At 68.0% G+C, this 425-nt stretch carries 1 protein-coding gene; it reads right to left on the bottom strand.

The window, feature by feature from the left end; genetic code table 11:
* On the bottom strand, positions 1 to 425 hold a 425-nt coding region (locus FJV41_RS56020), incomplete at both ends, for an FAD-binding protein (protein WP_220138034.1).

The following is a 425-nucleotide window of genomic DNA, read 5'->3' as shown; positions in this document are numbered from 1 at the left end:
TCATACTGCTGCGCCAGCGGTAGCAGCGCTGCATGCAGGGCCGGCCACATATTCTCATCATCAGGACGCGGGCGATATTGGCGGCGCGAAACTCGGTCGGGTTATCACGCAGCACATCCAGCAGCGGTAACTCGATTTCCACCGCCGCGGCGGTAACTCCGTGTTGACCGAGCGCGGCGGCGGCGAGATGCGGCTGAAAATCAGCAAAGCCGCTGATCCCCACCAGACAGGCGCCCTGCGACGGCAGGGGCGCGACAGGCACCTCAAGGGGCGACAGCCATGCCGGGCGCAACGTCCCCAGCGGCGTTACCCGCCGGTGCGGCCGGCGCGCATCGCCCTGCATCACCGCGCCGCAGGCGGCCAGCAGGGCTTCGGTCTGCGTCGCGTATTCGAGTACCGCCTCGGCGCCGAGCCGGGAATAAGGA

This window comes from Myxococcus llanfairpwllgwyngyllgogerychwyrndrobwllllantysiliogogogochensis (assembly GCF_006636215.1).
Taxonomy (GTDB): Bacteria; Myxococcota; Myxococcia; order Myxococcales; family Myxococcaceae; genus Myxococcus; species Myxococcus llanfairpwllgwyngyllgogerychwyrndrobwllllantysiliogogogochensis.
Note: the sequence above shows the minus strand (reverse complement) of the source record. Positions and strands in the feature narration are given on the sequence as shown.